This window comes from Thiothrix litoralis (genome assembly GCF_017901135.1).
GTDB lineage: Bacteria > Pseudomonadota > Gammaproteobacteria > Thiotrichales > Thiotrichaceae > Thiothrix > Thiothrix litoralis.
The window spans coordinates 728,303-741,490 of sequence record NZ_CP072801.1 but is presented as its reverse complement, the minus strand read 5'-3'; the positions used below and the strand labels follow the sequence as shown (position 1 = coordinate 741,490).

Genomic DNA, 13,188 nt, shown 5'->3' with positions numbered 1-13,188 from the left:
GCGAGCTTACTTTTTGCCATCTACTTCTTCAAACTCGGCATCAACGATGTCGTCATCGCCCGGCTTGCCGCCACCCGCTTGTTGAGCGTCTGCACCCGGTGCTGCGCCGCCTTCTGCGCCGCCAGCCATTGCTTGCATCAGTTTGCCAGAGGCTTCCATCAACGCTTCGGACTTGCGCTCGATCACGTCTTTGTTGTCGCCTTTGATCGCGTCACGCAGTTCGCTGACCAAGGATTCAATGTTAGCACGGGTCGCGCTATCCACTTTCTCGCCGTATTCTTTCAACGACTTTTCAGTGCCATGAATCATGCTGTCAGCTTGATTACGTGCATCGACCAGTTCGCGTTGCTTGCGGTCGTCTTCCGCATGAGCTTCGGCATCTTTGACCATTTGCTCAACTTCTTTGTCAGACAGACCAGAAGAAGCCTTGATGACGATGGTTTGCTGCTTCCCAGTAGACTTGTCTTTCGCGCCCACATTCAGGATGCCGTTGGCGTCGATGTCGAAAGTGACTTCAACCTGTGGCATACCACGTGGCGCAGGCGGGATGTCTTGCAGGTCAAAACGTCCCAGTGACTTGTTGTCACGCGCCATTTCGCGTTCGCCTTGCAGTACATGCACGGTAACAGCGGTCTGGTTGTCTTCTGCTGTGGAGAACACTTGTGATGCTTTGGTTGGAATCGTGGTGTTCTTCTGGATCAGCTTGGTCATGACACCACCGAGGGTTTCAATACCCAACGACAGTGGAGTAACGTCCAGCAGCAGGATGTCTTTTACGCCACCACCCAATACGCCGCCTTGGATTGCAGCGCCCACAGCAACCGCTTCGTCAGGGTTCACGTCTTTGCGTGGCTCTTTACCGAAGAAGTTTTTAACCGCTTCCTGTACTTTCGGCATACGGGTTTGACCACCAACCATGATCACGTCATTGATCTGGGCTGCGGACAAACCAGCGTCTTTCAGTGCCACTTTGCAAGGGGCAATGGTGCGCTCGATCAGGTCATCCACCAGTGATTCCAGCTTGGCGCGGCTCACTTTGATGTTCAAGTGTTTCGGGCCAGAAGCATCGGCGGTGATGTACGGCAGGTTGATATCAGACTGTTGGCTGGTCGACAGTTCGATCTTGGCTTTTTCGGCGGCATCTTTCAGACGCTGCATCGCCAGTGCATCACCTTTGAGGTCGATACCGCTGGTTTTGCGGAATTCGTCTGCCAGATAGTCGATCAGGCGCATATCGAAGTCTTCACCACCGAGGAAGGTGTCACCGTTGGTGGACAGTACTTCAAACTGCATTTCGCCATCAACGTCAGCGATTTCGATAATGGAGACGTCGAATGTACCACCGCCCAAGTCATATACAGCGATTTTGCTATCGCCTTTGGATTTGTCCATCCCGTAAGCCAGTGCCGCAGCGGTTGGCTCATTGATAATACGTTTGACTTCCAGACCGGCGATTTTACCTGCGTCCTTGGTTGCTTGACGCTGGGAGTCGTTGAAGTAAGCCGGAACGGTAATGACCGCTTCAGTGACAGGTTCACCGAGGTAGTCTTCAGCGGTTTTCTTCATTTTCATCAGTACACGGGCAGAAATTTCTGGCGGAGCCATTTTCTTGCCACGCACGTCTACCCACGCATCGCCGTTGTCAGCTTTGACGATTTTGTAAGGCACCAGCTTGATGTCTTTCTGTACAGCATCTTCCTGAAAACGCCGACCGATCAGACGCTTGATCGCGTACAGGGTATTTTCCGGGTTGGTGACAGCCTGACGTTTGGCGGTTTGACCAACCAGTACTTCATCATCCATAAAGGCGATGATGGACGGGGTGGTGCGGTCGCCTTCAGCGTTTTCGATGACCCGTGGCTTGTCGCCATCCATAACAGCCACACAAGAGTTGGTTGTACCAAGGTCAATACCGATAATCTTTCCCATAATGTATCTCCAGAATTCTTTTGTTTGAGTATGAGGTAAGTTTCACAATTGGCTTGTTTATGTGGGGTTAAGTGCCCGTTTTCAAGAGCCAGCGTGACAGAATTTTTACTTTTTGCTAATCATCACCATCGCAGGACGCACCACACGCCCGTTGAGCAGATAGCCTTTTTGCATGACCATTGACACGGTATTGTTAGCAAAGTCAGGGTGTGGCTGCATCGACATGGCTTGGTGATGTTCAGGGTTAAAGGTATCACCCAGCTTGCCAACGGCTTCGATATTGAATTTTTCCATCACAGTCTCAAATTGCTTGAGGGTAAGTTGCATCCCTTCGCGGATTTGTGCGATGTCACCTTCAGCCTGCACGCCCATTTCCAGACTGTCGATGACCGGAATAATGGATTCGAGGAATTTCTGGGCGGCGAATTTATGGGCATCTTCGACCTGCTTTTCGGCACGACGGCGTTGGTTGGCCAGTTCGGCCTGGGCACGCAATAATTGTTCATAATTATCAGCGGCTTCAGTCTTGGCTTTATCGAGTTCGGCTTGTAATTCTTCAGTGTTTAATGGCTCAATATCCGTCACTTCGACCACAGCGTCTTCTGCATCGTTTGTCGCTGCGTCTGGCAGGTTGTCTTTTGGATCATTCATTTTGCTACTCCACGGCGATAAAAATCATTTCGCCGTGGAAAGTAAGGTTTAGTTTGGGGATTTCAAGGGCAGCACAAGAGAAATGCTGCGAATACTGTGCTAAATATCAATACAACAAGGCAAATAGCTTATTACGGTATTTTTTCACCAGGGGATTGCCAGAACCGATCAGCTCAAACGTGCTGAATAAGCCTTTCTTGCCTGCACCATCCTGAAAATTGCTGTCTTTTTTGTGGACAGCGAAATACAGCTCCAAACCAGCTTCAATTTCATCCATTCCCACGCGAATGTTTGCTAACTCCAGCATGGTGGCAAGATCGTCAGGGTTTTCTGCCAGACGTTGTTCCAGTGCCGAGGTATCCACACCCACCACTTGCGCCTGCAACTTGGCACGTTTCACCTCAGCCAATAACTGACTGATAACCTGATTGTCGATGGCATCCGGGGGAATGCCTTGCAGCATCACTTCGGCCTCTTCCGCCCGCTCTTGCTGAATCAGCATTCCCGCCAGCTCAATCACCGCCTCGTAGAAGTCAGGCTCGTGTTGCACGACCTGTTCCATCAGTTGGGTCGCCCCCGGCAAATCACCGTTGTTGTACATTTCCAGCGCTTGCTGACGGTACGGCTCGGTCTTGCGTGCCCGGTGGCGGTCGATCAGTTTGCGGATTTCGGACTCCGGCTGTACCCCCATGAATTCATCAACAATCTTGCCATCCTTGATAACTTTGACTGTCGGCAGGTTACGCACACCGAATTGCGCGGCGAGTTGTTGTTGCTCGTCACTGTTGACCTTGACCAGAATGAAAGCACCCTGATACTCATTCGCCAATTTTGCCAACATCGGCATCAGCGTTTTACACGGTTGACACCAGTCAGCCCAGAAATCCACCAGAACAGGCACTTGGTAAGAACTTTCCATGATTTGCTGGAAATTCTGCGGGGTCGCGTCAAAAATATAGGGGGAATCAGCCATTGTCATTTACTCCTTTTTACCTTCATCCATTTGCTGCTGCATTTGTTGCAACTGCTTCATGAGCTCAACGGTTTCTTTAGAAACGTCATCACTTTCCTCCAGTAACTGGATGATTTCTGGGGTAATACCTTCAGCCTCAATTTGCTTCATCAAGTCTTCAGGAATACCCATATCCGCAGAATCTTCTGGTGCTGCTTCACCCATACCCGCCGGAGCTAGCATTTTCACCAGATCCTCGAAACTCATTTGCGTGCCATTGAGGGTAACATTATCACCCGCCAAGTCGATGTTACTTTTGATTTTCTCACCCTCCAATTTGATCAAGCCTTGTTGTGTCAGCGGTGTCAACATGATCTCGGTACCGGCAGGCAACATGCCTTTATCAGCATCCAGCATCACCTTGCCTTTCAGCATTTTTGCCCAGTCATTCGCGCCATAACTCGACAATGCCATCATGTCCGGTACTTCTTTGCCCGTGTAGGTCAGGTCGATGTCGGCATTCAACTTACCCTTGGGGCTTTCTGCCAACAGGGTGGTGTGCAAACGGCTTTTGTCCGTTTTTAGTACTTTGCCAAACAGGGTTTCGACCACTTTGCCGCTGGTTTCCGTCAGTCTGGTCATCAGTTCCTGTTGTTTTTGCTGGCCTTCGGGGGTTTCGGTGGCATCGGCACTCCAGATCATCTGGTTTTGGGCACTTTGTAACTCAGCCTGAAGTTTGCCCATTTCCTCGAGACCTGCCACATCCAGCCCGTGGACATCCACTGTGTAATCCAGCTTGCTCACGGCATCGTTAACGCCCTGGATATTCGCAGCTTGTACCGCCATTTTACCCGACACAGCATTGTCGGTAATGCCACTGTCACTTTGTAAGGCCAGATCGAAGCTCATGGGGACGGTAGTACCTTCCGCCAGAATCGACACACCCGGTGCTTTCAGATCGAACTTGCCCAAGACTTGCCCACCAATCATGCCGGTAATATCACCGTCCAGTTGCAAGGAAGGCAGGGTAAACTGGGTCGTTGCATCCTTAATATCAACTTTACCCGCCCGCAGGCTGATGTCACCCATATGGTCAGCCACAGATGTGCCGGAAAAGGTAATGCCTTCCACCGTCGCTATCGTGCCACCTTGATCCACTTTTAAAGGATTGGTGTTAAAAGCGTAACTTGCGTCACCACCGAACCCGATAACCGTATGGCCTTCCAACGGTGCTTTGCCATCAAACGCCGTGGTCAGCCACTGACGCTTTTCTGCATCCAGCGCCTCCAGATCCAGATGGGTGTCGATACGGGCACTACCAAACTGTACGGCACGGCCACCACCAAACAGTATTGGCCCATTGCTGACATCATTGATGAACTGAATATCCCCCAATTCACTCAGGGGTGGCTCGCTACCGCTCAACTTGGTCACGGCTTTTGCGCCAAAGGGGGTTTTTTCGTAGCTAACCAATTCTTGTTTGATGCCGCTTTGCGCCGAGGCCTGATTCTGTTGTTCAATAAACTGCTTCAAAGAGGCTTCGGTTTGCTGCCCGACATACCAACTGGAGCCACCCCATGCCACCAGTAAAACCACTGGGACAGATAACAGCGTCGCTAATTTTTTCAAAATAGATTCCTGTATTTTAAGTATTCTGACACTCGCACGAGTGTAACAGAGAAAAAAGTTTCAGCGCCCCAGCATTTGCCTGAACGGCATTCCCAACAAACGCAGGGTTGCGAAATAACTGCCCAGTGCCAATACCATCAAACCCGTCAGCCAGCTCACCTTCAGTGATACTGCCGAGGTTTGCCACCACAGATCGTTCGGTGATACCAACCCAACCAACCCGCCCATGACCACACAAGCCAGGCCGATTTTGCTTAAAAATACGCTCCAACCCTTCTCCGGGTCAAAAATCTGTTGTTTATGCAGGTTATAGAACAACAACCCGGCATTCACATACCCCGCCAATGCCGTCGCCAAGGCCAAACCCGCGTGCGCACCCGGCGTACCCGAAAAATACCACGGCAGCACAATCACCACATTCAAGGCCATATTTGCCAAGATCGAGATGATACCGATTTTGACCGGCGTTTTAGTGTCCTGACGCGAATAAAAACCCGGAGCCAGCACTTTCACCAAAATGAAACCGCTCAAGCCCACTGCGTAAGTCATCAGACTCAGGGATGACATTTGTACATCTTTCCACTCGAATGCACCGTGCATCATCACCGTCGCCAGAATCGGCTTTGCCAACAAGATTAAACCTAGCGTCGCTGGAAGCGAAATCAGCAAACCCAAGCGTAACGCCCAATCCATTGTATGCTGGAATTGCGTAGCATCGGCCTTGGCATGGTCGCTCGACAATTTAGGTAAGATCACCGTCCCCAGTGCCACTCCCACAATCGCCAAGGGCAATTCCACAAAACGGTCGGAATAATACAGCCACGAAATACTGCCCACCGCCAAAAACGAGGCCAGCAAGGTATTAATCAGCAAATTCAACTGCGCAATCGACGAACCAAACAAGGTCGGCAGCATCAGCTTCATAATACGGCTGACCCCCTCATGTTTACGGCGGATACGGAAGCGCGGCAACAAACCCAAGCGGGTAAGCGTCGGCAACTGAAACACCAATTGCGCAATCCCCGCGAAAAATACGCCCCACGCTAACACCAGCACTGGCTCTTTAAAATAAGGTGCACCCCACACTGCCGCCGCAATCATCACCACGTTCAGCAGAGCAGGCGTCAACGCAGGAATCGCAAACTTGTGGAAGGTATTGAGGATACCGCTGACAAACGCCGTCAACGAAATGAACAGGATGTAGGGGAAGGTAATCCGCAACATCTCCACCGCCAGATCCGGCCGAGCATTCGGCTTATCGCCAAACCCCGGCGCAAACACCCACATCACCACCGGCGCGGCCACCACCCCGATGACCGTGATCACCAGCAGGATCAGCGCCAGATAACCCGCCACATGGTCAATCAAGTCTTTAAGCGTCGCCTGATCTTGCTTGGTCTTGTATTCCGACAACACCGGCACAAAAGCCAGCGAAAAAGCCCCTTCAGCAAACAAACGTCGCAACAGGTTGGGTATCCTGAACGCGACGTAAAACGCATCGGTTGCGCCATCCACCGGAAAATAGCGGGCAACAATCATGTCGCGCAGCAAGCCCAGCACGCGGGAAATCATGGTCATCGCACTGATAACAGCACTGGAACGCAATAAACGGCTCATAGTTCAGGATGGTTTCCATAAATGAAGCCGCGATTTTGCCCGAATCACGTGCAAAGGTCATGCAGGAAATGTGGATTCAGCGTCACATTTGCCCTAATGCCGAATGCTCGAATAACACCTTACCCACATACCGTGCCCCATCCTTGGTCAAATGCCTGCCATCATACGAAATTAGCTTCAGGTCATCGGTAAACAAAGGGCAACGCGCACCCTCACCGCACAACAGCGCGTGGGGGTCGACAAACGCCGCCTGATTGCCCAGATTCTTCGCCAGTGTCGCATTGATGGTTTTGGCTTCGGCAATGTCCACCGTATTCTTCAATGCCTTCAGCTCGGCATCTGACATCCGCAGGTATTCACGCACCGAAATTTTGCCGAAAAATTTGCTACCCACTACCACGACTTTCTGTTGCGGTTTCAAACCCAAGTTTGCCAACGTGCCGGGCAATTCCTCGGCAATCTCAGGTTTCCAACGGGCAGAAAAAATCACCAGGTCGGCTTCCTGTATCTGCACCTTGGCACGTTCCAGGCTATCCGCCCGCTCCGGTTTGGCACAAAAGGCACGATCTTTAGCGTCAATAAAGTGCTCTGATCCTTCACCTAACACCGTCTGGCAGCTATAGGGGATAAAACGTACCCTGATTTGGTAGTCTTTCAGATAACCGTTTTCCAAAACACTATTGAGGAAATCGCAACCATAGCTATCGCCGACGATCAGGGCTTTTTTCTTCTGGGTGTTGCTAGCAAAAGGCTTGCCTTGCAAGGCACGGCATTGTGAAAATGCGTATTCGCCGCTGACTTTGGGGTCAGCCGCCCCCAACAAATTGCTACGCGCAGCAGAGCTAGCTGCCATTACGTTTGATACCAACAAAACAACCAGCCCGGTCAACAAAAACAGGGGAATTTTAGACATATCATCTCCTTCACGCTGTCAAATGCGTTAAATTATGATGACTTACTATAGAACAGCCCTGAAATTTTGTCTGCATTAGCCAAAACCTGACCCCATACGTAACAATAGCCCATGCAAATCTTGCTCTACAACGAACTCAACCCCGCTGCCATCACCGGCTTCGCCAAGTGGCGCTCGTTCATGGAAGCCGATGACCTCAAATCGGCAGATGTCAAAAAGATTGGCGACAACCTCTACCGTGCCCGCCTCAACCGCAGCGACCGCCTACTGCTGGCGTTTTACCACTATCAGGGGGAACGTTACGCGCTGGTGCTGGAATACCTAAAAAGCCACGATTACCAAGGCTCGCGCTTCCTGAATCACGGCGTGGTGGTAGACGAAGACAAAATCCCGCTGCTGGAATACCCTCCTGAAGACTCACCCTCTCTAGCTTACATCAACCCGCAGCACGGGCGTTTCAACCTGCTGGACAAAATCATCTCATTCGATGAAACCCAGCAAACCGTGTTTGAGCTAAGCCCGCCGCTGGTGATTATTGGTTCGGCAGGCAGCGGCAAAACCGCCTTGACGCTAGAAAAGCTCAAAGCCTGCCCCGGCGACGTGCTCTACGTCACCCTCTCGTCTTATCTGGTGAAAAACTCCCGCGACCTGTATTACGCCCACGGCTACCACAACCCACAGCAACACATTGATTTCTTATCGTTTCAGGAGTTTCTGGAAAGCATCCAGATTCCCGTGGGCAAACCAGTCACTTTCCGCGACTTTGCCGACTGGTTCAGCCGCTTACCACGCCCCGCCATCAAGGATGCGCACAAACTGTTCGAGGAATTCAAAGGTGTCATTACGGGCCCTTCCGTAGAAACGGCGTACCTCAGCCGCGCGGAATACCTCAACCTCGGTATCAAGCAATCCATTTTTCTCGAAGACGAACGCGCCGCCGTCTACGACATTTTCAGCCGTTACCTGACGTTTTTGCAGGAAACCAAGCGTTACGATAGCAACCTCCTTAGCCACCAATACCTGAAACGGGTCGAACCCCGCTACGACTTCGTGGTGGTGGATGAAGTGCAAGACCTGACCAATATCCAGCTTTTCCTGATCCTCAAAGCGCTGCGAGACCCGACGGGTTTCCTGCTGTGTGGCGATTCCAACCAGATTGTCCACCCCAACTTCTTTTCGTGGAGCAAGCTCAAAAGCTTGTTCTACACCCACGGGGAATTACAGGGTGACACTGACCTGATCCGCATTCTCAGCACCAATTACCGCAATTCGCCGCAAGTCACCGCGCTGGCAAATCGCATTCTGTTGCTGAAAAATGCTCGCTTTGGCGCCATCGACCGCGAAAGCAATTATCTGGTACACAGCAACGGGCATGTGCAAGGCGACGTGGTATTCCTGCAAGACCGCGACACTATTCGCCGCGAACTCGATGCCAAAACCCGCACCTCCACCCGCTTCGCCGTAGTGGTGATGCACGCCGAACAAAAAGCCGAAGCCCAGCAACATTTCAATACGCCGCTGGTATTTTCCATTCAGGAAGCCAAGGGTCTGGAATACGACAATATCATCCTCTACAACTTCCTCAGCAGCGAAGCCAAACGCTTCCACGAGATCAGCAAAGGTGTCAGCCACGCCGATTTACAGCAAGACCTAAGTTACGCCCGCGCCAAAGATAAAACCGACAAATCACTGGAAACCTACAAGTTTTACATCAACGCCTTGTACGTTGCCCTCACCCGCGCCGTCCGCAACCTGTACTGGATCGAAGCCGATGCCAAGCAACGCCTGCTCGATTTACTGGGGCTGGACAACGCCCTCGATACCCTGAACCTCGACAATCAAGGTTCCAGCCACGCCGACTGGCAACGGGAAGCCCACAAGCTCGAACTACAGGGCAAACAGGAACAAGCCGACCGCATCCGCCGCGAAATCCTCCAACAACAAGTACCGGATTGGAACGTTTACAGCGGCGCAACCCTCGATGCGTTGCACCATCAAGCCATCCAATCTAACGACAAAAAAGCCCGCCTTGCCCTGTTTGAAATCGCGCTGGTCTACGAAGACCGCCAGTTCCTGCACGACTTGCTGTTAGCCGAATTCAAACCCGCCCGCCACCCGGACAATGGCATCAAACAACTTCAGCAGAAATACTACCTGCCCTATCAAGCCAAAAACCCGGTCGCCCTGCGCAACCAGCTCAACAAATTTGGGGTGGATTTCCGCAACCCCTTCAACCAAACCCCACTCATGGTCGCCGCTTGGCTCGGTAACTCTACGCTGGTGCAGGAACTCACCGAACGTGACGCCAATACCGCCCTAGTCGACAATAATGGTTTCACCGCCTTCCAGATTGCCTTACAACAAGCCAGCAAGGATGAAAAATACGCCCGGCAACACTTGGGCAGCATTTACCAGCAACTCGAACCGGACAGCCTCAGCATCCAGATCGACGGGCGCTTGCTGAAGCTCGACAAAAACTGCATGGAATTTTTCCTGCTTAACCTGCTGATTGCGCTGTTTTACCGGGTAATACCCACCACTTTGGTCAAAAAAGGCGCGTTCACTACCCAAGCCATCATCGACGCGGTAGAACACTTCCCCAACAATGTACTGGCTCCGCAGCGTAAACAACGTGCTTACCTATCGAGTATTTTGTCCAAAAACGAAATGTCCCGGGTTGACCGCTATAACCGCAAACTGTTTTACCGCCTGCGCCAAGGGCATTACATCTTCAACCCCACCCTGATGCTACTGGTCGAAAACAACTGGGTGAATATTTACGACCTTCTCAAAATAGACAAACTGGCTTATCGACCCGAAAACATGACAACATGGTGGGATAATCGCCATCAGGAGTACTGGGATAATGAACTTGCCCAAGGACGTGCCTACCTGCACCAGGAACTTCAGCGCGTGCGTACTCTGCTGCTGAATGACGCGCTGGCCATGTTAAAAATCCTGTGCGAACAAGAGCTACACAAGATTCGAGACAACTAAACCATGTTGAATTACAAACACTTGTACTATTTCCGCGAAGTAGCCACCCTGGGGAGCATTGCCCGTGCCTGTGATAGCCTCAACCTGACCCCGCAAACCATCAGCGGACAATTGCAACTGCTGGAAGAATCACTGGGTGTAAAATTATTGCGCAAACAAGGCAGGAATCTGGAACTGACCGAAGCCGGACAAGTTGCCCGCCGTTATGCAGATGAGATTTTCCAATTGGGTAGTAGCATGGAACAAGCCTTGCGCAGCCACCCTTCGCAGCAGGCACGACTGTTTCGGGTTGGAGTCGTGGATGTTGTGCCCAAAACCATTGCTTACAAACTTCTCGAACCGGCGATGGAACTGACGCCACAAATCCATATTGTGTGTACCGAAGGGCCTTTATCAGACCTGCTAGGGGAACTCGCCATGCACCGTATTGAATTGGTGATTGCCGACCGCCCTTTGCCCAATAATATGCCCATCAAAGGCTTTTCCCATCGGCTGGGTTCTAGTTGCATCAGCTTTTTTGCGCACACCTCGGTCAAGGAGCAGCTACAAGGTGAATTTCCACTCTGCCTGAATGACGCGCCGCTGCTAATCCCCAGCGAAGGGACTTCAGTACGTAATGAATTGGAACAGTGGTTTCATCAGCAAAAGCTGAGACCAAAAATCATTGGTGAGTTTGATGATAGCGCCCTGATGCGGGCATTCGGGCTGGCAGGCTCGGGGATATTTGTTGCGCCTTCCGTGCAGGAGGCAACCTTCACCCAAGAACCCAATATGCATTGCATTGGGCAAGCAAGCGATGTGGTGGAACAGTTTTTTGCCATTTCAGTGGAACGGCGCATAAGCCACCCTGCGGTGCTGGCAATCACCAAACACGCGCAGGATTGGCTACAGACGAAGCTCTAATTACAAGCCGAAATCGTCTGCCGGGATGTTCAAGTCACGGCACATTTCGCGCACCATTTGCTTTTCTTTATCATCAAAGTCACCGTCAGCACTGCCAATAGCGCAGCAGACACGCACCATCAGGCGAGCGGCGTCCGGTTTGCTACGCAGCTTACCGATCACTTTCAGGGCTTCGGCCTTACCGATTTCATTATCAAACTCAAAGTTGTCGGCAATTTTGCTGAAAAAGGTGATGACATCCTTGGTGTCAAAGACTTTCAGCTCATCCGATTGCTGGATGAATTTCATCATCTTTTGCTTTTCAGACGAATCAATACTGCCATCAGCAGCGGCAACTAAAGCACAACCGGCCACACAGGCTTCCATAAACTCACGGTTCTTGAATTTACCGATTTCTGTTGTCAATTTAGCGCGGGCTTCCCCGGCTTTCTCTTTCAATGTATCAAAAAATGACATGTATAATCTCCTTATTTCACTTAGGCTTCAGCCAACTGTTTCTTTTTGTAACGCAGTGATGACACAATCGACAACACAATAAACGTTACACCAATTAATCCGGTAATCACTTCAGGTATGTGGTAATGAATACTGAATAGCATAATGACAGCCAACGCACCGATACCATAATGTGCGCCATGTTCCAGATAAATGTATTCATCCAACGTGCCTTTATGCACTAAATGTACGGTCAGGGAACGCACAAACATCGCACCAATCGCCAGACCCAACATAATGATAACCACGTCTTTGGTAATGGCAAAGGCGCCAATCACACCATCGAACGAGAAGGATGCGTCCAACACTTCCAGATACAAGAAACCGGCCAGACCATTACGAGTCACTACTTTTACGGCGGCGTCGCCTTCTGCCTTATCTTCAAAGAAGACATCCAGACTGCTGACCGCAATATACAGGACAATCCCACCCAGACCCGCAATCAATATAGTCAAGCGCTTAGCATCATCTATCGGCAACAAGGCTTGCAAAGCAAACAAGGTCGCCAGCGCAATCAAAATACTGATCACATCCAACTTACCCAACTCACTCATTTTATGCTCAATCACCTCAAGCCAATGCACTTCTTTTTCATTGTCAAACATGAAGCTCAGGAAGACCAATAACAGGAACATGCCGCCGAACGCCGCAATCCCCGCGTGGCTTTCCATCAAATGCCGTGAGTATTCTTGAGGATTATTCAAGGCCATCTGCATGACATCGACTGTACCCAGCCCGGTCGCAATAGCAACGATCACAATCGGGAACACTAAACGCATCCCAAAAACGGCAATCAGAATACCGACCGTCAGAAACATCTTCTGCCAGTACTCATCCATTTCTTTGAGGACAGAGGCATTCACGACCGCATTGTCAAACGACAAGCTGACTTCCATGATACCCAATACCAACACCAAAAAAATGGCAGTGGCGATGCCCATCGAGGTGGTTGCCCCCCACCAAATAGCCACCCCCACACAGAGGAAAGTCACTAAAAACGAATATTTAAAATCTTGGAACATAGAACTTCTAACTTTACCTGATGAACAAACAAAACAGGCATCCTGAATAAGATGCCTGTGGTAAACCAAGCGCATTGTTT

At 50.8% G+C, this 13,188-nt stretch carries 10 protein-coding genes; 2 read left to right on the top strand and 8 right to left on the bottom strand.

The genetic code is table 11. From position 1 onward, the window contains the following. Nucleotides 1-6 precede the first annotated feature (6 nt). The 6 genes from dnaK to J9253_RS03495 form a co-directional block, all read right to left on the bottom strand. Nucleotides 7-1,929 (bottom strand): molecular chaperone DnaK, encoded by a 1,923-nt coding sequence (gene dnaK, locus J9253_RS03520; RefSeq protein ID WP_210223329.1) that lies wholly within the window; start codon nt 1,927-1,929, stop codon nt 7-9. A 105-nt stretch (nt 1,930-2,034) separates the two neighbouring features. After that, nucleotides 2,035-2,580 carry a nucleotide exchange factor GrpE gene (gene grpE, locus J9253_RS03515; RefSeq protein WP_210223328.1) on the bottom strand — a complete coding sequence of 182 codons (546 nt, stop codon included), beginning with the start codon at nt 2,578-2,580 and terminating at the stop codon, nt 2,035-2,037. A 106-nt stretch (nt 2,581-2,686) separates the two neighbouring features. After that, a complete protein-coding gene (gene trxA / locus J9253_RS03510) occupies nt 2,687-3,553 on the bottom strand; it encodes a thioredoxin (RefSeq protein ID WP_210223327.1) in 867 nt (288 codons plus the stop codon). Nucleotides 3,554-3,559: 6 nt separating this feature from the next. Beyond that, a complete protein-coding gene (locus tag J9253_RS03505; RefSeq protein WP_210223326.1) occupies nt 3,560-5,161 on the bottom strand; it encodes a DUF945 family protein in 1,602 nt (533 codons plus the stop codon). Between the two features lie 60 nt (nt 5,162-5,221). Then, complete coding sequence (murJ, locus tag J9253_RS03500) at nt 5,222-6,778, bottom strand: murein biosynthesis integral membrane protein MurJ (RefSeq protein WP_210223325.1); 1,557 nt, start codon at nt 6,776-6,778, stop codon at nt 5,222-5,224. 82 nt (nt 6,779-6,860) lie between these two features. Beyond that, entirely contained in the window at nt 6,861-7,691 is an 831-nt protein-coding gene (locus J9253_RS03495) for an SGNH hydrolase domain-containing protein (protein WP_210223324.1), read from the bottom strand. A 111-nt stretch (nt 7,692-7,802) separates the two neighbouring features. Here J9253_RS03495 and J9253_RS03490 point away from each other — a divergent pair, with 111 nt between their 5' ends. Continuing rightward, entirely contained in the window at nt 7,803-10,688 is a 2,886-nt protein-coding gene (locus J9253_RS03490; protein ID WP_210223323.1) for a UvrD-helicase domain-containing protein, read from the top strand. A 3-nt stretch (nt 10,689-10,691) separates the two neighbouring features. Beyond that, entirely contained in the window at nt 10,692-11,591 is a 900-nt protein-coding gene (gene nhaR, locus J9253_RS03485; RefSeq protein WP_210223322.1) for a transcriptional activator NhaR, read from the top strand. Here nhaR and J9253_RS03480 read toward each other — a convergent pair whose 3' ends face one another. Next, a complete protein-coding gene (locus J9253_RS03480) occupies nt 11,592-12,047 on the bottom strand; it encodes a tellurite resistance TerB family protein (protein ID WP_210223321.1) in 456 nt (151 codons plus the stop codon). Nucleotides 12,048-12,067: 20 nt separating this feature from the next. Beyond that, nucleotides 12,068-13,108: a DUF475 domain-containing protein gene (locus J9253_RS03475; protein WP_210223320.1), complete on the bottom strand. Its 1,041-nt coding sequence runs from the start codon at nt 13,106-13,108 to the stop codon at nt 12,068-12,070. Between the last annotated feature and the right edge of the window lie 80 nt (nt 13,109-13,188).